At 54.7% G+C, this 17,754-nt stretch carries 19 protein-coding genes and 1 riboswitch; of the genes, 6 read left to right on the forward strand and 13 right to left on the reverse strand.

Translation table 11 applies throughout. The features are described from left to right. Window positions 1-37 precede the first annotated feature (37 nt). On the reverse strand, window positions 38-421 hold the full coding sequence (locus K2F33_RS08725) for a MerR family transcriptional regulator (RefSeq protein WP_116232919.1): 384 nt from the start codon (window positions 419-421) through the stop codon (window positions 38-40). 325 nt (window positions 422-746) lie between these two features. On the opposite strand from K2F33_RS08725, the gene K2F33_RS08730 reads away from it, so the two are divergent. Next, window positions 747-1,787: an NAD(P)-dependent alcohol dehydrogenase gene (locus tag K2F33_RS08730; protein WP_263881450.1), complete on the forward strand. Its 1,041-nt coding sequence runs from the start codon at window positions 747-749 to the stop codon at window positions 1,785-1,787. Between the two features lie 127 nt (window positions 1,788-1,914). Here K2F33_RS08730 and K2F33_RS08735 read toward each other — a convergent pair whose 3' ends face one another. Then, a complete protein-coding gene (locus K2F33_RS08735; protein ID WP_263881451.1) occupies window positions 1,915-2,577 on the reverse strand; it encodes a histidine phosphatase family protein in 663 nt (220 codons plus the stop codon). Between the two features lie 249 nt (window positions 2,578-2,826). Between K2F33_RS08735 and nfsA the strand changes: the two genes are divergently transcribed. Together nfsA and K2F33_RS08745 are read left to right on the forward strand one after the other, a co-directional pair. Further along, window positions 2,827-3,570 carry an oxygen-insensitive NADPH nitroreductase gene (gene nfsA, locus K2F33_RS08740; RefSeq protein WP_263881452.1) on the forward strand — a complete coding sequence of 248 codons (744 nt, stop codon included), beginning with the start codon at window positions 2,827-2,829 and terminating at the stop codon, window positions 3,568-3,570. 256 nt (window positions 3,571-3,826) lie between these two features. Next, window positions 3,827-4,642, forward strand: coding sequence for a hypothetical protein (locus tag K2F33_RS08745; RefSeq protein ID WP_263881453.1), 816 nt, complete (start codon window positions 3,827-3,829; stop codon window positions 4,640-4,642). Window positions 4,643-4,746: 104 nt separating this feature from the next. Here the strand turns inward: K2F33_RS08745 and K2F33_RS08750 are convergent, their stop codons facing one another. Together K2F33_RS08750 and K2F33_RS08755 are read right to left on the reverse strand one after the other, a co-directional pair. Next, window positions 4,747-5,196 (reverse strand): nuclear transport factor 2 family protein, encoded by a 450-nt coding sequence (locus tag K2F33_RS08750; RefSeq protein ID WP_263881454.1) that lies wholly within the window; start codon window positions 5,194-5,196, stop codon window positions 4,747-4,749. A gap of 52 nt (window positions 5,197-5,248) precedes the next feature. Continuing rightward, window positions 5,249-5,941 carry a VOC family protein gene (locus tag K2F33_RS08755; RefSeq protein ID WP_263881455.1) on the reverse strand — a complete coding sequence of 231 codons (693 nt, stop codon included), beginning with the start codon at window positions 5,939-5,941 and terminating at the stop codon, window positions 5,249-5,251. Window positions 5,942-6,046: 105 nt separating this feature from the next. Here K2F33_RS08755 and K2F33_RS08760 point away from each other — a divergent pair, with 105 nt between their 5' ends. After that, window positions 6,047-6,502, forward strand: a complete 456-nt coding sequence (locus K2F33_RS08760) for an SRPBCC domain-containing protein (protein ID WP_263881456.1) — start codon at window positions 6,047-6,049, stop codon at window positions 6,500-6,502. A gap of 78 nt (window positions 6,503-6,580) precedes the next feature. Here K2F33_RS08760 and K2F33_RS08765 read toward each other — a convergent pair whose 3' ends face one another. From K2F33_RS08765 to K2F33_RS08805, 9 genes are all read right to left on the reverse strand, one after another. Then, the gene (locus K2F33_RS08765; RefSeq protein ID WP_412973997.1) at window positions 6,581-7,435 is read right to left on the reverse strand and encodes a TatD family hydrolase; all 855 of its coding nucleotides are present in this window, start codon (window positions 7,433-7,435) and stop codon (window positions 6,581-6,583) included. A 41-nt stretch (window positions 7,436-7,476) separates the two neighbouring features. Continuing rightward, window positions 7,477-8,289, reverse strand: coding sequence for an ABC transporter ATP-binding protein (locus K2F33_RS08770; RefSeq protein ID WP_263881458.1), 813 nt, complete (start codon window positions 8,287-8,289; stop codon window positions 7,477-7,479). A gap of 30 nt (window positions 8,290-8,319) precedes the next feature. Then, complete coding sequence (locus K2F33_RS08775) at window positions 8,320-9,078, reverse strand: ABC transporter permease (protein ID WP_076172705.1); 759 nt, start codon at window positions 9,076-9,078, stop codon at window positions 8,320-8,322. Further along, window positions 9,075-9,368, reverse strand: coding sequence for a thiamine-binding protein (locus K2F33_RS08780; RefSeq protein WP_076172706.1), 294 nt, complete (start codon window positions 9,366-9,368; stop codon window positions 9,075-9,077). The genes K2F33_RS08775 and K2F33_RS08780 overlap by 4 nt, the downstream gene beginning before the upstream one ends. 54 nt (window positions 9,369-9,422) lie before the next feature. Continuing rightward, window positions 9,423-10,472 carry an ABC transporter substrate-binding protein gene (locus K2F33_RS08785; RefSeq protein ID WP_263881459.1) on the reverse strand — a complete coding sequence of 350 codons (1,050 nt, stop codon included), beginning with the start codon at window positions 10,470-10,472 and terminating at the stop codon, window positions 9,423-9,425. Window positions 10,473-10,689: 217 nt separating this feature from the next. Next, window positions 10,690-10,802: riboswitch (TPP riboswitch) on the reverse strand. Window positions 10,803-10,876: 74 nt separating this feature from the next. Beyond that, complete coding sequence (locus tag K2F33_RS08790; protein WP_089549216.1) at window positions 10,877-11,263, reverse strand: VOC family protein; 387 nt, start codon at window positions 11,261-11,263, stop codon at window positions 10,877-10,879. Window positions 11,264-11,800: 537 nt separating this feature from the next. Beyond that, on the reverse strand, window positions 11,801-12,400 hold the full coding sequence (locus tag K2F33_RS08795) for a CGNR zinc finger domain-containing protein (RefSeq protein WP_263881460.1): 600 nt from the start codon (window positions 12,398-12,400) through the stop codon (window positions 11,801-11,803). A 13-nt stretch (window positions 12,401-12,413) separates the two neighbouring features. Then, a complete protein-coding gene (locus K2F33_RS08800; protein WP_212984958.1) occupies window positions 12,414-13,154 on the reverse strand; it encodes an MBL fold metallo-hydrolase in 741 nt (246 codons plus the stop codon). A gap of 151 nt (window positions 13,155-13,305) precedes the next feature. Further along, window positions 13,306-14,613, reverse strand: coding sequence for an MFS transporter (locus K2F33_RS08805; protein ID WP_263882319.1), 1,308 nt, complete (start codon window positions 14,611-14,613; stop codon window positions 13,306-13,308). 134 nt (window positions 14,614-14,747) lie between these two features. Between K2F33_RS08805 and K2F33_RS08810 the strand changes: the two genes are divergently transcribed. Together K2F33_RS08810 and K2F33_RS08815 are read left to right on the forward strand one after the other, a co-directional pair. Further along, complete coding sequence (locus K2F33_RS08810; RefSeq protein WP_263882320.1) at window positions 14,748-15,167, forward strand: pyridoxamine 5'-phosphate oxidase family protein; 420 nt, start codon at window positions 14,748-14,750, stop codon at window positions 15,165-15,167. A 241-nt stretch (window positions 15,168-15,408) separates the two neighbouring features. Then, window positions 15,409-17,673: a bifunctional 2',3'-cyclic-nucleotide 2'-phosphodiesterase/3'-nucleotidase gene (locus tag K2F33_RS08815; RefSeq protein WP_076172714.1), complete on the forward strand. Its 2,265-nt coding sequence runs from the start codon at window positions 15,409-15,411 to the stop codon at window positions 17,671-17,673. The last annotated feature ends 81 nt before the right edge of the window (window positions 17,674-17,754 follow it).

Below are 17,754 nucleotides of genomic sequence, written 5' to 3' on the forward strand. Positions count from 1 at the left end.
GATCAGGACGGATGCCTGGCAAAATGGCCCGGGTCGGTCAAATTTTAATGTCCGCATGATTCCTTTGAGCTTCGAGCACGTCGTACAGCGCCAATTTATAATTGATTTTATCCAAATTGCGGTAGAGATCGGCTATTTTATTTTCAATATCTTTTTTATGCTGGAGCATCATCGCTTTACGTTCCGAAATGGTGAAATCGCCCGCTTGATACAACTGGACATATCTCTGTATCTGCACGATGGGCATGCCCGTTGCCCGAAGTGCGGTAATGAAATGGACCCATTCCAGGTCCTCATCATCGTATTGGCGTTTTCCGTTCTCATCGCGTTTGACATGAGGGAGCAGGCCTTCATTTTCATAGTACCGGAGCGTGGAAGCCGATATTCCAGTCATCTGCGTGACCTCTTTTATACTGTTCATGGATACACCTCTCTGTATTTGTTGTTAAAGTTAACTTTAGCATAAATGATGTTCAGAGGTAACTGAAATGAGCGGCTGGATGGATCGAATGCCGATGGGACAGGCAGCAGGTTGTTGGAGAAAACGGAACACAGTATGAAAAGCAGAGGATGCCTGAGCAAAATCTGCGTAAAGAACTCAGGAATAGGAAGTGTTTATGCCAAAGGATCGTGGTCTCTGATGTGATGGAAAAATACCCTTGACTTAAAGTGAACTTTAAGATTTATGCTAAAAATGCAATCCATAAGGCAATCCAATTTCATGAGTAAAGGAGTAGTGAGAAAACATGTGTAAAACACGCGTGCTCAGCGCCCCAGGCGCAAAAAAGCCTTTTGAAAAAACAACGATTGAGCGGAGAGAGCTGCGGCCGGACGACGTTTTAATCGATATTCATTACAGCGGTATTTGCCATTCGGATATACATAGTGCCTACGATGAGTGGGGCGGGGGGATATTCCCGATGGTTCCCGGTCATGAAATCGCCGGCATCGTAGCGGCCGTAGGTTCGGAAGTAACCCAATTTGCGGTGGGTGACCGCGTTGGCGTGGGCTGCTTTGTAGACTCGTGCGGAGCGTGCGAATACTGCCTGATGGGGGAAGAACAGTATTGCACGAAGGGCGTCGTTCAGACCTATAATTCGCTGGACTATGACGGCAATCCGACCTATGGCGGGTACAGCCAAAAGATCGTCGTTACGGAAAGATTTGTAGTCCGGATCCCGGAAGGTCTGGAGTTGAGCGAGGCAAGCCCGCTGCTCTGCGCCGGCATCACCACGTATTCCCCATTGAAGCATTGGAACGCTGGTCCCGGCAAAAAAGTAGCCATTTTGGGGATGGGCGGACTCGGCCACCTGGCGATCCAATATGCGCATGCCCTGGGTGCGGAAGTCACGGTTTTGAGCCGCTCCATGGGTAAAAAAGACGAAGCCCGGAGCTTCGGCGCAGACGATTACTTTTCTACCAGCGATCTGGATACGTTCAAAACGCTGGCAGGCCGTTTCGATCTCATCCTGAATACCGTATCCGCGAATCTTGACGTTGATGCGTATCTATCACTCCTTCGCGTCGACGGTACGCTTGTGAATGTCGGTGCACCGGGCAAGCCGGATCAGTACAATGTGTTCTCCTTAATTATGGGCCGCCGCAGCATTGCCGGATCGCTCGTAGGCGGCATTCGGGAAACGCAGGAGATGCTTGAATTCTCAGCGGAGCACGGCATTGCTCCTAAAATTGAGGTGATCCGCGCCGACCAGGTCGACGAGGCTTTTGAACGCGTCCTTCGCAGCGACGTGCGGTACCGGTTCGTCATTGATATAGCTACACTGTAATGAAGCCATGTTTCGATGTGGAACTCGCTCAACAGATAACGGATCGCCATGCGCTTCATGGACGGATCCATCTGAGCCCTGGCAGGGACTTTGCCACAATCCCCCTGCCGGGGCTTTGTGCTGCCGGTTACTTCTGAAGATGCTGGATGGAGGCGAACCCGGCCAGAACGAATCCACCGTGCCCGCTCGACAGGACGGTCGTGATCGAGCACTCCGGCACCAGCTCGCTCTGCCTGGAGACAAAGGAGGGGTGCCAGCGGTTCAGCACGCTCTCGGGAAAGGCATTGAGCAGAAAATCCGTGATCAGTCCGCCGTGGGTGATCAAGGCGAGATGTTTGCCCGGATGCTGCAAAGCCTGCTCCGACAGCAGCGATGACAGCCGGTCGCCGGCCTGCCGCGCGGAGTCGCCGACGGGTGGGACGTAATCCCGGTCGTCCGTGCATCGTTCCCACATGCGCACAAACGCTTCGAAGGTTTGGCCGGGAAGGTCGCCCCAGTTGGCGCGCTCCCTCAGGCGCACATCGGTGTGCACGGGAAGGCCGGACGCTTCAGCGATATATCCGGCCGTGTCCGCCGCCCGCCGGAGCGGGCTGGACACAATCGCGGCCAGGGGCAGCCGGCCTAAATGCCGGGCGGTCTGACGGGCTTCCAGTACTCCCTCGGGGGAAAGCGGGACATCGCCTATGGCGCGGACCTTGGTGCCGTGCCGGACGAGATAAAAGATGGTGCTGGTGGCAATCGGATTCATAAAGGGGCCTCCTTGGCATAGACCGTTAGTGTTGCGGTTCAAATCGTTAACGTGATTAACAAACAATAATTGATTTAGCGTAAGTGAAATTAGATGTTTATCTAAATACACTCTAATGGATTTCTATAAAAAATAGAACAGGGGAAGCCACAGCGCATCCATTTTTTGAAAGGATGAGGATTGGTTTATAATAAAAGGGTGCATGTCTGCCTGTATTCACGCGATTGCAGGTGCGGTACAAGTCATGAGGCGGCTAGACAATAACCACTCGCGTTAGGAGATGTATGACTGATGAACGAGGTTATATCCTTAATAAAAAACCACCGCTCCATCCGCAAGTTCAAGAATGAACCGGTCACGGAGCAGCAGCTGAACGAGATCATTTCTGCGGCACAGTGCGCTTCCACTTCCAGCAATGTTCAGGCCTACAGCGTTATCGCGGCCACGGACCCGGCCCTGAAGAAGCAGCTGGCCGAATTAGCCGGCAATCAGGCCTATATCGAGGAATGCCCGGTGTTTCTGATCTGGTGCGCGGATTTGCACCGTTTGGATCAGGTCACCGCCGGGCACATGGCCGGCCGGGAGTCGTACGTGGATTCGACGGAGAATTTTATCGTGGCCACGGTCGATGCGGCTCTGGCGGCCCAGACGGCGGCGGTCGCTGCGGAATCGCTCGGGCTTGGCATCGTCTATATCGGCGGCGTCCGCAACCGGATCGCCGAATTGTCCGAGCTGCTGAACCTGCCGGAGCTTGTCTACCCGGTATTCGGCATGTGCCTGGGTGTGCCGGATCAGGAGCCGGGCATTCGTCCGCGTCTGCCGATGGAGGCGGTTCTGCACCGCAACGGTTACAACGAGGAGCGGATTCAGGAGCCGGTGCAGGCATATGATCAAACGATGCAGCGCTACCTGTCCGAGCGTACCGGCGGCAAGCGGGATACGCCTTGGTCGCAGATTATGGCCGATCGTTTGGCCGAGCCAATCCGGCTGCATATGCGGGAGTTTTTGAGCGGTAAAGGCTTTATGAAAAAATAAACCGGCAGCCGCCGTAACTCGATCATGAGGAAAAAGAGGCTTACGTCCTTGGACGCAGGTCTCTTTTTTATTGTCTCTGTTGTGCCAATTTTCCTTTTCCTGGGTAAATAACTTAGGAATGGTGACAAAACCTTCATCCAAAAGTAACGGAGCCGCCCTTTTATAGACAAGCAGGGGTCTCTATAATGCTTATAATCGCTTATCCCAGTTGAAAGATATAGAAATGATTTATTTTATGGAAAAGGAGCAGCCATACATGTGGACAAGATTCAAAAGGGTACTGCCGGGATGCTGTATGCTTCTGGCTTTGGCGGGTTGTACGGAACCGGGCGGCTTGAATGACGGCCTTGGAAGGACTCCTGCTCCCATCAGCGCCGGCGAGGAGGCAGGAAAGCCTGGCAATGCGGAGAACGGGCATTCATCAGGTGGGGCAGTTGGAACAGCGGAGCAGGGGGTTCAGGGGAGTAACGCCTCTTTTGCCGATCAGATGAAGGCCCTGACGAACACAGGGACCGTGAAAAGCTTGAGCTATTCCCGGCTCACCCAAAAATTCGTATACATCAAATCGACGGCCAGCAGCAGCTTCGAGGTCTATTTCGGAGACTTTCAGGCGAAAACGGAAAAGCTCGTCATCAAGCATACATACAGTGCCAAGGAGTCAAGCGTATCCCTAAGCCCTACCGGGCCTTACTTTATCGTCACCCGGGTAACGAGCCGCAATCCCGAACGTTATAAATCGGAACTTTACTATACCGGAGATTTAAAGCCCTACGCAGTGCTGAACACCTTTGGCGAGCCCAGATGGGACGAGGATGGCAGGCTGATTCGGTCTACGGAGTATTTCGATAAGCATCCGAATACGTACCGAAGCCAGATCAGTGTAGATTCCTTGAAAGCCGTGCCGGATCCGGACGAAGTGTTCGCTGAGACCGTCACCGTGGTGAAGGGTCCCGAAACGTCCCGGAAGACCGGCGTTATCTTCAACGTGACCAAGGTGGACAAAAACATGATCTATTATCAGGAACTGAATCTGGATACCAAGCGGATTGAAAACAAGCAGAAGCTGTATTAAGACGAGGCCATCACCTTCAACCCTTGATCAGCCAATCCGCCCCGAATGGATACTTGCACTTTAAAAGCCGGCGCCCCGCAGAGGGGCGCCGGGAACTTCGATTTCTACTCATGTGATTCGATTTGCGCCGATCCCGAAAGCGGTGTGGCGTCGAGGTATCTGACCTCGTAGACGCGCTCGGCGAACTTCCAGCCGTCCTCTGTGCGCTGGTAGCGGTCATGGTACACGGCGTAGTTCAGTCCGCTCCTGCCGTCTTGCAGGTGGGCGAGCTCAGAGATGTAGGCACGGCCGGCCGCGGCATCGCCATCGATCTGGATCGTGCCCGGGTGTGTGGTTTGCACGAAAAAGTCCCACTGGCTTTGCAGCCGCTTGCTTCCGTCTCGAATCTGCTCCCGGCCGGTGAGTTCAACGCCCGCACCCGGAATCCGCCACAAGCCGTCCTCTGTGAACAAGGACGCTAGACGGTCGGGGTCGCGCATCATCACCGAGTCGGTGAACTCGCCGCGCAGCGCTTCGATCTCGAAGCGATCAACAATACTCTGAATGCTGCTCATTGCTTTTATCCTCCTCTGTGTCTACAGGTACTTTTTTCTCAGACCTCAGCCTTTATATTGGGATCGAAGGTGTACCTTCGGCAAATTCGCCCGCGTAGGAACGTTCGTGTAACTCCGTGAGTGTTGCTCCCTCCTGCCAGGCTTTCAAAAAGGTTTCCGGATTCACCATGACTCCGAGTGCTTCGACGGGATTGGAACATTGCTGAAGCGCGCGCATGGCTTCCAGACCCTTGAGCAAGTCAGGTCCGTAGTTGTCGACTTGGAGTTCCAGGGCATTGTTGTCAGGATCGCGGTAATAGAATGACGTATTTGGACCATGGTTCATCGCCATGTACGGCAGCAGCCCCATGTGTTTCAGACGTTGGTACGTCCGCATGAGATCGTCAATGCTGTAGAGGAATGCTACATGATGCATGCCCGCGCTTGCGGGTACCTGTTCGATACATGCGGGATCATGAAAGAGAACCAGGCGATGGTGAGCCAGATCGAAGGTGTAAAAACCACCGATACCTTCCACTTCCAGGGACGGTGTGACCCCGAGGAAGGTGCGATAGAACGCCCGCATCTCCAGAAACCTTGCCGTTTTAAACCCAATGTGGTGCAGCTGCATAGGCGGAATCCCTGCCTCATCAAGGCGGTCTGCCTCATGTTGTGGAGTGTTCATCATCTGTTCAGTCATATAGAAGATCAGCTCCCATTCATTTTTTATGCGATTTGCATGCCGCCGGCTGACAAACAAATCCATTTGCGCTATCATGTGACTATAAAGTCACTTATGATACCCTCATCATATGTTACCAAAAAGTAACGTGTCAAGCGAAACAAAACATTTTTTTGAACTGGAGCGTGAATGAAAATGGAAAACAACCCCCGTCATGTAAGTCGGATCGCGATTCAGGCAACCCCCGAGCAGGTTTGGCAAGCGATTACGGATCCGGCCAAGACGTCAAAATTTTGGCACCATTGCGCCTTCCGTTCCGATTGGCAAATCGAGTCTCCATTCGAACTATGGAACGGGGAAGAGAAGAGGGCGGAAGGAATCATTCTCGACATCGATCCTCCGAGTAAACTCGTGATGAGTTGGCGGTATGTTGCGTTTCCGGGGGTGAAAAACGAGCCCCCGATACGCATTACGTGGGAGATCGGTTCACATGAAGACCTTAAGGGCGTAACCCTCGTCACCGTTGTGCATGATGAAATGGAACAAGCCGCTGAAACCGCAAAAATTGTTGAAAGGGGATTTCCGATCGTGCTCTCAGGCTTAAAGACGCTGCTTGAAACCGGAGAGGCACTCGTTGGCGGATAACACCCGAAGATAAGTGAAATTGAATTTGGAGAGGGAAAAGAAAAAAGCCTGTCCGTAGCGGGCAGACCCTTTTTTGATTTAGCGCGGAAGGCCGTAAAAACGACAGGCATTGGCATGCAGCAGCGCCCTGGCTTCCGGCAGGGGGACGTCACGAAGACTGCTCCATACCGAGGCCACCTCTGCGGTCATGCGGGGATGGGTCATCTGACCGGCAAACGGCCCTTCGAACGGCCAAGGCCCGTCGGTCTCGGTCATCACCTGGGAGGCGGGATACCGGCGCGCGAGCTCCTGGATTTCCGCCTCATAGGCGATATCCGGCGTAAACGAAACGTAATATCCGCGATCAGCCATGCGCCGCACGGTGTCCGCCGATCCTTTGAACCAGTGAAAATGGGCGCGGGAGACGCCGTGCTTTTCCAGCAGATCGCAGGCGATATCCGCATCCTCGTACACGGCGTGCAGCACGATCGGCTTGTCATGGTCCCGGGCAAAACGGACGAAGCGCTCAAGCAGCGCCTCGTACGGCCCGTTATCCCAAGGAAGCCCGGCTTTGGCAGCCTCCAGCCGCGAGTAGTACGGCAGGCCGACTTCGCCGACGGCGACCATGTCGTCCGCATGCTCCGCCATCCAGCCGAAGAGTGCGTCGATCTCGCGGTCGGCAGGGAGCGGCTGCTCGGGATGGAAGCCGAAGGCGGGATAGACCTGCCCGGGCCAAGCCTGGGCAAGCCTCAGATTGGCTTGGCTCGATACCAAATCCATGGACACGCCGATGACGGCTGCGACGCCTGCATCTTTCAGGCTCCCGAGCAGCGCCTGCGTCTCGTGCTCCTTATAAGTATCGAGATGAACATGGGCATCGATCAAGGGCGCGAGCGGAGGCAGGTTCGCCTCCGCCGGCGATGCGGATGCCGCTGCTGCCCGGTCGAGGACCATCTCTTGGCCGTTTGCGGGGTTTACTTCGCTGTGGTTGCCGCTCATTGGCGTGAACCTCCTTGCTGTGCAGCCTGCATTTTTCGCTGCTCCTCGCGCATCCATTCGCTCAGCTGACGCTTCAACTGCAGAAACTCGGGAGCCTCCGTCACTTCCTCGCGCCGCGGGCGCGGAAACGGCACGTCGATGGCGTGCAGCACCGCGGCCGGCCGGCTCGAGAAGACGTAAATGCGGCTCGAGAGCAGCAGCGCCTCCTCGATGTTGTGCGTAATGAAGAGAACCGAGCGGCGGTTCTCTTCCCAAATGTCGAGCAGCCAGCGCTGCATGTCGCTGCGGGTCAGCGCATCGAGCGCGCTGAACGGCTCGTCCAGGCACATCAGCTCCTGCGGGCTGAGCAGCGCGCGGAGAAAGGCCGCCCGCTGCTGCATGCCGCCCGACAGCGTATGCGGATGCGCCTTCTCAAAGCCGGCCAGGCCGACTTTGGCGAGCCAGCGCCGCGCGTCCTCACGGGCCTCACGGCTGACGGGGCCGTGCACCTCTTGGGCCAGCAGCACATTGTCTTCGATCGTCCGCCAAGGGAACAGGGCGGGCTGCTGCGGCATGTAGCTGATATGCCCCTGCTGTCCGGTCACCTCGGCGCCGTTCATCCGGACGGTGCCGGCATCCGGGCGGGTCAGCCCGCCGATCACGTGCAGCAGCGTGCTCTTGCCGCTTCCCGACGGTCCGATGATGGACACGAATTCGCCTTGGCCCACGGTCAACGAGATGTCGCTGAGTACCGGCAGCGTCCGGCGCTTCTCTTTGAAGCTTTTGCTGACGGAGACGATCTCCAGCGCGGGCGTGGTTTTTTTATTCATCACGGTATTTCTCCTTTCCGGCCAGGCCCGTTAGCCCTGCTTTGGCTTCCAGCGGACGAACCATTTTTCGAGCAGCGCAATCAGCCCGAACATCAGCAGGCTCAGCACGACGATGATCATGATCGCCACGAACATGCGGTCGGTGCGGTAACCCGATTTTTGCAGCATCATATAATAGCCGATGCCCTTGTCGGCCCCCAGCCACTCGGCGATAATTGCACCCATGACACTGTAGGTGGCGGCAATTTTAATGCCGGAGAAGATGGAAGGGAGCGCGTGGGGCAGCTCCAGCTTGGCGAAAATTTGGCCCTTGCCCGCCCCGATCATGCGCATGTAGTTCATCATGACGGGATCGGTCTGCTTCAAGCCGCCCAGGGCGGCGACCGCCACCGGGAAAAAGCAGACGAGCGTGATGACGATCAGCTTGGGCAGGAGGCCGAAGCCGAACCAGATCATCAGCAGGGGGGCGAGGGCGATGGTCGGGATATTTTGACTTAGAATGAGCAGCGGATACAGCGCCTGCTTCAAAAAAGGAATCAAATGCAGAATCAGTGCGATGACCAGCCCGATGGCGGTTCCGATGGCGAAGCCGAACACGGTCAGCTTCAGCGTGGCCCACACATGCTCCCACAAGCCGCCGGAAGCGGCCGCGGCTTCCCGGGCGATGTCGCTCGGCGCAGGCAAAATCCATTGTTCAATATGGAACAGGGAGGTCAGCAGCTGCCATACGAGCAAAAAGAAGATGACCGCCACGAGGGGCGGCCATACGTTTTTCCACCAGCTTCTCATGGACGGTACTTCTCCGTCAGCTTGTCCATGCTGATTCCGCCGGGATTATGGGCGATTTTGACCTGGGAGATGATACTCGGGCTGCCTGCAGCCACCAGAGCTTCGTGCATTTTGCGCACGACGTCCAGCAGCTCCTCCAGCTCGCCCTCCATCGTCGTTTCCAGCGGGTGCACCTCATGCTTCACGCCGGACTGCTGAATGACCTCAATGGCACGGTCGACGTAGGCGTAAGAGTCTTCGTTGCCCGGCGTCTTCGGGATCACCTGAATGCTTAACAGCGTATTGGCCATGCGAATCTACTTCCTCTCTTCATAGGTTACGGTATCTCTTAGGTTATGTGTGGCTTATTGTTCCGGCAAAAAATCGTTCGTGTACGCGCTCTTCACGTCCAGCGGCTTGTCCAGCAGCTTGTGATCGTACATCCAGTCGGAATAGCCCTTCCAGATTTGTTCCTTCTGCTCGCCCCAGCGGGCTGCGTCGTCTTGATATTTAGGACTTAACCATTTCTGGCTTTCGATCACCAGCTGCTTATTGAGGTCGGGCACGTCCTTCAGCAGCAGGTTGGCAGCTTCTTCCGGCTTGTCGATCGCGTACTGATAACCTTTGGCGGTCGCGCGCATAAACGCTTTAACCAGCTCGGGGTCATCCTTGATCTGCTTCTCGTTCGTTACGAGAACCGGCGTGTAGTAGTCCAGCTTCTCGGAATAATCTTTGACATACAGCATGTCCAGCGGCTCGCCGCGCAGCTTCGCCTCGATTCCGGTCCAGCCGTAGAAGATCCAGGCGAAGTCGATGTCCCGCTTCACGGCGGTAAAATAATCGGCGTCGCCCATGTTGACGATTTTCACCTTCTTCACATCCGCCTTGTCGATCTCCATGATGGAGCCCATGACAGCTTCTTCGACAGGGGAACCCCAGCCGCCGTAGGTTTTGCCTTCAAAATCCTTCGGCGTCTTGATCCCCCGGTCCACCGGTGCGGCAAAGCCCGACGTATTGTGCTGGATGACCGCGGCGATCGAGACGAGCGGCACGCCCTGCGTGCGGGCCTGGGTCACGCTCTCCTGATAGCTTACGCCGAAGGGCGCCTTGCCGGAAGCGACCATGGCGTCGGCGCCGGTGGAGCCCGGCTGCACGATCTCGACGTTCAAGCCTTCTTCTTTATAATAGCCCAAGTCTTTGGCAGCATAGAGCCCAGTATGGTTCGTGTTGGGCGTCCAGTCGAGGACGACTTTGACGTCCTTCAGCGGCTTCGCTGCGGTGTTGTCCTGGCCTGCCGTGGTGTCGGAAGCGGATGTTCCTTCTCCGCCGCCCGTATTGTTCTGGCTGCCGCCGCATCCGGCAAGCGCCAGTACGAGCATGCAGACCAGCAGCAGGCCGATGGATTTGTTCTTCATGGCTTTCTCTCTCCTTTGATGTCCGGCCGTTCTTATTCTCTCTGTGGAAGCATCGACCGGTGATCCCCTCTCCCCGTTATATTTAGAATCGTAAGCCGATCTGAGTGACTGAATCATCGAAGCATTCGCAAGGCGTAATCCCGTTTTTCACTAGTATGAATGAAAAAAGCGCCCCGTAAACGGGACGCTTCATATGCGCAAGATCAGCACGGCTTGTAAGCCGTGACAAACGGTTTCCTACGCTGGCATTACCCAGATCAGGTTAAAAGGGTCAGTATCTTGAAGGGATACAATCTCAGCCGGCCAATTCCAGCACCCCGGATTCTATAAGGTTTTCGGGTTGTTTTCCTCCCATATTATAGTCCATCCCCATGGGGGTGTCCAGACATCCGCCCGATTCCAGATTATCTCTGGAAAAATTCGATCCATTCTTTTTCCGGACCATAGATAAAGAAATATTGGTATCCGTTCGGCAGGGTCACGATTTCCTGATCGATCAGCTCCACGCCGTCGAGCGCCTGGATCCGCTCAAATTCCTTCTGAATATCGTCGACATGGATCGCAAAATGGTGCACCGTGCCCTCAGCCGGCAGGTCGTAGCTGTAGCCTTGAATGAGCTCGATTTCCGTCTCGTTACTGCCCCCGAAGCCGAGAAACGCCAGCTGGAACACGCCGTTGGTGTGTGTCAGCCTGCCTTTCAGCTCCAGGCCCACGATCTCGGTATAAAATCGGATGGTTGACTCCAAATCCCGTACGACGATGCCGACATGATCCAAACGTTTATTAGCCATATGTATAAGCTCCTTTTCATAGTACTTATAAGTAATGGGTTTGCCCTAAATTAAGGCCATTATAGCATTTAAATCCGAGGTGTAAGGCAACTTTATGTAAACATCATTGTTTATAAATGATAGGCTGTTTGGTGGCATCGTTAGGTATTGAAATAGTCAGGAACGGGGGGAGAGGGCCCTGAAAAAAATAATTGCGGCATGGCTTTTCATATGTATGTTGACAGCATGTACCGGGCCATCATCCAGTGGAGGGGACATAACGATACTCGATAAGCAGCTCATTGGCTCGACATACTGGATTGTCGCCGAGAACACCCATAGTAAAGAAGAAGGAGCATTTAAAATTAAAGTCGATAATGAAAACACTTGGAACTTGTTAGAGGTCGGAAGAACGTACCTATCGACATACTCCTACAAGTCGTTGGACAAAGGAGCCAAACTGGAAAGTGTCCGCCATATCAATGAAGGGCAGTCAGCAACGAATTAGAACCACTAAAAAAAGCCCAGGATGTCCATCAGACGATCCCCGGGCTTATTTTAGTTCCCGCGCTGCTTCTTCTTCGCATAAAATTCGGCCGCCTTATGGCGGTTGCCGCAAGTGTCCATGCTGCACCAGCGCCGCTTGCCGCTCTTAGAGGTGTCCACAAAATGCAGGATGCAGTCGTCATGCTCGCAGATCCGGATGCGGTCCGAAGATACGCTTGCCAGTGTCTCGAACAGGGAGCGGACGATGGGGTACAGCACGCCTTGGACGGCGGTTTGTCCGTAGGTGATGAGATGGGGGAGGCCTTGGGCATCCCGCTCAGCCCGGAGCGCCACGTCTAACCGCGAAGCTTCGGCCTCCATGGCGGCGAATGCGTCATCCGACAAGGTACCGCCATGGTCCAGGTCTTCTAGAACGAGCCGGCACACGCCGCGCAGACGGAGCAGTTCGGGCAGCAGGTCTTCCCGCGTCACAGCTGAAGCTGCCCCTGCGGTATTGTTCAAGCCGTGCAATTCATTATCGTGGAGCCATTCGTCTAAATAACCTGGCTCCTCCAGCATATCCGTGACCCGGTGCTCCCGCATGCGCACCGTATTGGCGAGATTGATCCACAGGGCGCCCCCCAGCACGTTGCGGGAAGGGGATTTATCCATGATGCGTCATCCTTTATAGAGTAATCGTTTCCTTTGTGTTCAGGAATGCTATGTCCATTGTATCACCAACTGCAGCCCGCAGGCGATTTTGCCAATCGGGAGTCTGCAGGTATACAGGCGGATGGTGGATGGCGGTATGGTGGATCGGCACCAGCCGTTTGGCCCCGAGAACGCGTGCGGCCGCGGCCGCTTGTTCTGGAAGCAGCGTAATCGGCATGCCGCTGGGCGGCTGACGATCAGGACGTTCCAGAACGGCACCGTTCACCGGCAGGCATACCGCATCGAATGGGCCGTGAGCCGCGGCAATCTTCCACCAGTAACCGTGCCACAGCGTATCTCCGCAGTGGAGCAGGCGGTGCTCGCCGTCGCTCAGCGCCCAGGCGATCTGCACGTCTCCGACCCCGTCGACGGAGTACGTGGCGGCTGCGCTCAGCGCACCGATTTGGAAGGCATCGCCGACGGAAGCACCGATTACGCGGTTGAGGCCGCTATTTTCAGCAAGGAGGACGCTCTCCTGCGGGAGGTACACGGGAATGTCAGCCCCGTAGGCATCGATGATGGCCTGGGGATCAAAGTGATCCGCATGCTCATGGGTAATCAGCACCGCATCTGCCGGGCCGTATTCGTTAAGCGGGAAGAGCGGTTCGTGAGACTTGGCGTATCTTTCCGGAAAATGATAAAGCGGGTCAATGACCACCGATGTGGCTCCTGCCGTCACTCGAATGCCTGCCCAGGGAAGCTTTTGAAGTTCCATGTCATCCATCTCCTTTGTATAACCCCTAAAATTTGTATTACAAGTTATAATTGGAGTATAGCCGTATTTTTATAACCTGTAAATATATTTTTAGGGGTTATACAAAAATAAAAAAAAGCGGGCCGGCTGGCCCGCTTTTAATTTGAATAGCTTATTTTCCTGCACCTGATGGCCCCTGCAGTCCGCTCTGGTGAACCAGCTTCCGCCGCTGCAGCTGGAAAGCCGCAAAGCTGAGCACGACCATGCCGGCAGTGAACACCGCGAGCATCCATGCCGACTGGTTCACTTCCAGATGGTCCAGGCTCCAGCCCATGATAAGCGGCAGGATGGCTCCGCCGACGCCGCCGGAGGCGATCAAAATGCTGGGTGTCGATTCTTCGCTGCCCTGCAGCAGCTTGCTCGCAAATACGAGCGCAATCGAAAAGATCCCCGACATGAACAGCCCGAGCAGCAGGATGATCGCGAAAGCCGACCATACCTGGCCCATCAGCGGGAACACGATCAGCAGCACCAGGGTGATGAGGCAGCTGAACAGCACGTAGACCCGGTAATGAATCTTTTCAGCGACGACGCCGGCAAAGATCCGGCCGACGGACATCGCGATCCAGAAGCAGGTGACGCTGAGCGCCGCGGCGGCTTCCTTCATGCCCATTTTCTCAATCAGGATGGCGGGCATAAAGTTGGCCAGGCTCATCTCGGTGCCGACGTACAGAAAGAAGAATACGATAAAGAGGACGAGAATGCCGAAAGCTCCGCCTTGATAAGGGAAGCGCTTGGCCGAGGCATGCTCTTGACCGGATACGGAAGCGGCAGGCCCTTTGGCGCTCAGCACGGCATCGATTTCACCGAAGGAGGCCTTCGACCAGAACAGCAGCGTGACGAGGGCGATCAGCGAAATGACGAGGAACGAAAACCTCCACCATCCTTCCGTAATGAATCCGCTTGCGATTAGCGGCATGACCATGGCCCCGACCCCGAAAAAGACCTCCAGGCGGCTCATCGCCACAGCGGTTTTATCAGTAATCGCCGCAATAATAATGGTCCCGATCACCGCTTCAATCATGCCGAAACCAAAGCCTGCGCACACGGCAATGGCGTACAGCCATTCCCAAGGCGGCAGCAGGGTATAGACCAGCTCGGCGGCCGTAAGCAGGCCGATGGCGATCAGCAGCCCGCCCCTTTTACCAAAACGACGGTTCAGCCACGGGGATACGAGCACACCGGCCAGAAAACCGGCGAACTGGGTAAAGATCAGCGTCCCGCCTTCGCTGTATTCGCGGTGATAATGCTCCAGCAGCACGGGAAGGACCGATCCCAGCACGACATGCGCCAGGCCGATCAGAAAATAGGATAGACATCCTATCCAAATGAGTCGTTTCATGAGGAACTCCTTTACAGTATTAAATTCTTGGTGCGGACAAGCCGGATGACGGCCGGTATCTCCATCATAACAAGGTATTCAGGGCACGTCATGCCTATTCTTGGATAAAAGCTGACGTGTTCCAAGGTTCATCCTATACCGGACAGGGTACACTATGGGTACGGGCTGCGCCGATGGACAACACGAAGCAGAAAGGAGCGGATCATCTAGAGATGGAAGCGAAAATCATTCTGGAACAAAATCTTGCCAAAATACTGGATCACAACCAGTTTTGCTCATTTGCCACAGTGGAAGGCAACCGGCCGAAGCAGCGGTATATGGCTTTATATAATCAGGGCCTCAGCATCCATCTGGTCACCGACCGCAAGACGCATAAAGTTGAGGAACTGGAGGAAAACCCTCACGTTTCCCTACTGCTGGGCTATGAAATCGGGGGATCGCGGGAGGTTGTAGAGATTGAAGGAACCTGCAAAGTAACGGCTGAGGACTCCCTGCGTAAGCAGATCTGGAAGGAAGAATTCAAGAAGCGGTTTACCGGTCCCGATGATCCGGATTACGTCTTGCTTGAAATTACGCCCGTCCGTGTAGAATATACGGGGAAAGATCGGGAAAAGCACGAATGGATCGAGTAGATTTACTGTGTCCATAAGCAATTGGAACCATTTTCATAGATCCGTGATACGCCCTGATGCTCGAGACCTTGTTCTCGGGCATTATTTTTTGGGAATTGGATGTATTTGTCTTTATTTCATAGGTTACATCGATATAAACTACTCTTGTAGACAGAACTTAATTTAACAATGGTTAGTTAAATAAAGGGGTTAAATTTGTTCTGCCCACCGTACTCGATGTACATCTATTAGGAGGGGTAACATGTCGAAGTCCCGTAAAAAAGTCCTCAAAGGCATCACCGCCGCAGCCGTTGCGATCAACGTGCTCGCCGTTCCAATGGTGCCGGTATTTGCGGACAGCAGCAGCAACGGATCCAAAGTGAAGCTGCGGATCATGGAAACATCCGATTTGCACGTGAACATGGTCAACTATGACTACTATGCGGACAAGCCCACTGACGAATACGGGTTTGCCAAGACGGCCAGCCTGATCAAGGCAGCCAGAAACGAAGCGAAGAACAGCCTGCTGTTCGATAACGGGGACTTGATCCAAGGGAATCCGCTTGGCGACTACGTGGCCAAAGTGAAACCGCTTAAAGAGGGCGAAGTGCACCCGGTTTACAAAGCGATGGACCTGATGGATTACGATGCCGGCGGCGTCGGCAACCATGAATTCAACTATGGCCTGGACTTCCTGAAACTGTCGGAAGAAGGCGCCAACTTCCCGATTGTCAACGCCAACGTCTACAAGGATGACGGGGACAAGGATGACAGCAACGACGTGAACTATTTTACCCCTTATACGATTTTGGACAAAAAGGTTACGGACGAGAACGGTAAGGAGCAGACGATCAAGGTCGGTGTGATCGCATTCGTTCCTCCGCAAATTTCCCAATGGGATAAAGCCAACCTGGAAGGCAAAGTCATCGTGAAGGACATGGTGGAGACCGCCAAAAAGTTCATTCCGCAGATGAAGAAGGAAGGAGCCGACGTCATCGTCGCCATTCCTCATTCCGGCTTTGAGGATATTCCGGAGACGCCTCTGATGGAGAATACCGTTCTGTATCTGAGCAAGGTGGAAGGTATTGATGCCATCCTGTTCGGACATGCCCATAAAACGTTCCCGAGCGCAGAATTTAAAGGCAAAACCGGCGTCGACCTGGAGAAAGGCACGATTAACGGCGTCCCTGCGGTCGAACCTGGATTCTGGGGCGATCACCTCGGCATCATCGACCTGAACCTGGAGAACGTAGACGGCAAGTGGAAAGTAGTCGACTCGAAAACCGAAGCGCGCCCGATCTACGATACGGCAAACAAAAAGGCGCTCGTTGACGCCGATCAAGAAATCGTGAACGCAGTTAAAACGGAGCATGATGCAACAATCGATTATGTACGCGGACCGGTAGGCAAAACCAGTGCGCCGATCAACAGCTATTTTGCACTCGTACAGGACGATCCGTCCATTCAAATCGTCACCAACGCCCAGAAGTGGTACGTCGAGAAAAACCTGAAGGGGACCGAATACGAAAACCTTCCGGTGCTGTCGGCAGGGGCTCCTTTCAAGGCAGGCGGACGTAACGGCGCTTCGTATTATACGAACATTCCGGCCGGAACGATCGCGATCAAGAACGTCTCCGACCTCTATGTGTACCCGAACACCGTGCATGCCGTTGTCGTTACGGGAGCCGAGGTGAAGGAATGGCTGGAGTGGTCCGCAGGCCAGTTCAACCAGATCGATCCTTCCAAGACGACCGAGCAGCCGCTCGTGAACATGGACTTCCCGACATACAATTACGATGTCATCGACGGCGTAACGTATCAAATCGATGTGACCCAGCCGAACAAATACGATGCAAAGGGCACGGTAGTGAATCCTTCGGCAAACCGTATCAAGAATTTGCAGTTCGACGGCAAGCCGATCGATCTGAAGCAGAAGTTTGTCGTAGCGACCAACAACTATCGCGCTTCGTCCTCGAAGCTCGCCAACCCGGACGGCAAGCGGATCATCATGGCCGCTCCGGACGAAAACCGTCAGGTCATCATCGACTACATCCGCGACAACGGAACCATCAACCCGTCCGCTGACGGCAACTGGACCTTTGCGCCGGTGGATGCCAAGCTGAACGTGACCTTTACCTCTTCTCCGGATGCGAAGGACCTTGCGGCCAGCAGCAAAAACATGAAATACATCGGCGCGGCCGAGGACGGCTTTGCCAAATACGGACTCGATTTGTCGGTCAGCACGGCAGGTACGGCACCAGTGACGCCTCCGGCAACCACACCGGAGACGCCTTCGAAGCCGTCTGAGCCATCGACGCCGGCGCAGCCTTCGAAACCGTCCACGCCGTCCAAACCGGCTCCGGCACCAGAAACGAAGCCTTCCGGCAAAGTATATGTCATCAAGAAGGGTGACAACCTGTACCGCATCGGCATCAAGTTCGGTGTGGACTGGAAAACCATCGCCCATGTCAACGGCATTACGAACGTGCATGGATTGAAGGTCGGACAGCAAATTATGATTCCGTAAGCTTTCAATTTATAGGCACGATTCGGGATTTACCGCGAAAGGACGAAAGAGCAGAGAAAGTTCTGCTTTTCGTCCTTTTTT

This window comes from Paenibacillus sp. PSB04 (assembly GCF_025809195.1).
Lineage (GTDB): Bacteria > Bacillota > Bacilli > Paenibacillales > Paenibacillaceae > Paenibacillus_AQ > Paenibacillus_AQ favisporus.